This window comes from Micromonospora sp. ATCC 39149, from assembly GCF_000158815.1.
In the GTDB taxonomy this organism is placed as follows: Bacteria; Actinomycetota; Actinomycetes; order Mycobacteriales; family Micromonosporaceae; genus Micromonospora.
In genome coordinates, this window is record NZ_GG657738.1 from 6,228,023 (window position 1) to 6,229,654 (window position 1,632).

The following is a 1,632-nucleotide window of genomic DNA, read 5'->3' on the forward strand; positions in this document are numbered from 1 at the left end:
GGGGTGTTGGCGCCGCAGGCGACGTTCGGGAGATGTCGCCGTTTGTGGAGGTGGGGGGGTCGCCGTTTTTAGGGGTGGATGGGTTGCGTCGGTGGGAGCGTCGGGGTGGGGTGCCGCGGCGGGCGGGGGTGTCGTCGTTTGGGTATGGGGGTGTGAATGCGCATGTGGTGGTGGAGGAGTATGTTCCTGCCGCTGGTGCGGGGGTGGTTGATGATGGGCGGGCGCGGGTGGTGTGTGGTGTCCGCGCGGACTCCGGACCGGTTGCGGGCGTACGCCCAGGCCCTCCTCGACCACTTCTTTACCCACCCCGGGCAGCCCCTGGCCGACATCGCCTACACCCTCCACGTCGGCCGGGACCCGATGCGCGATCGGCTTCGTTTGTCGTCGCGTCCACGATGGAGTGAGCTGCGCCACGCACTCGACCGCTTCCTCGACGGGGACCAGCCGCCCGGTGTGCACCGGGGCACGGCCGGCGCCGACCATCCGCTACGGCAGGTGCTGTCCACCGGTGACACCGCCGCCGTGCTCGTCGACCACCTCGTCGACGGCGGCGACCACGAGCGGTTGGCGCTCTGCTGGGCGAACGGCCTCGACGTCGACTGGGGCTCGCTCTACCGGAGCGAGCGCCGCCGCCGGCTGCCGCTGCCCACGTACCCGTTTGCGGGCGAGCGGCACTGGGTGCCCGGTCCGCTGCGCGCCCCGGCCCACCCGGACGTGCCGTCCACGACCTGGCTGCGTACCGTCTGGCGGCCTGCACCGGCGCCCGACCCGGCCCCGGCCGGCGACGTCCTGGTCCTGATCGGCGACGGTGCCGTCCCGGACCGTCACCGCTGGCAGCACGTGATCACCGCGAGCGCCGACGACCCGGCCGGTGGCCTCGGAGGGCTGCCTTCGTCCGCGCACCGGATCGACGTGCTGCACAGCGCCGCGCTCGACGCCGCACCCAACTCCGACCCGGACCCCGACGCGGGTGACCCGGCGGCCCTCCTCGGCGTACTGCTGCCGCTGCTCGTGGGCCTGCTCGACCGACCCGACCTGCGCTCCCTCCGACTGGTGTACGGGCATCCCCGCCATCGACGGGACGCCGTCGCCCCGGCACGCCGCCGTCGCCGCGCTCCTGCGCTCGGCCATGCAGGAGGACCGCCGGCTTTCGGCACGGACGGTCGAGGTGGTCGGCGCACCGGACCGGGCCGCGCTGCTCGCCGAACTCGACCGCGCGGGGGCCGTGGAAGTACGCCACGAGCACGGCCGGCGGCTGGTCCGTCGGCTGGTGGAGGAGGAGTACGGCGGTTCCTCCGAGGCGCGCCCCGGCGAGCCGGCCGGTGTGATCCGGCTGCGCCACGGCGGCGTCTACCTGATCACCGGTGGGGTCGGCGGGGTGGGCGCTCACCTGGCCACTCACCTGGCCCGGACGGTCGACGCCCGGCTGGTCCTGGTCGGCCGCTCGGCGACCGGCGACCCGGAGCGGATCGCGGCCCTGGAACGCACCGGCGCCGAGGTGCTCTACCTCAGCGGCAACGTGTCCCGGCTGGAGGACGTCACCCGGATCGTCGCCACGGTGCGGGAGCGCTTCGGCCGGATCGACGGCGTGGTGCACGCTGCGGGGGTGCTGCGCGACGGCTTCCTGCGTGG

1 protein-coding gene is annotated in these 1,632 nt (G+C 74.4%); it reads left to right on the plus strand.

Annotation, left to right across the window (positions count from 1 at the left end; translation table 11 throughout):
• Nucleotides 1-970 precede the first annotated feature (970 nt).
• A partial coding sequence (locus MCAG_RS34025) for an SDR family NAD(P)-dependent oxidoreductase (protein WP_198141657.1) occupies nt 971-1,632 on the plus strand: 662 nt, incomplete at its 3' end.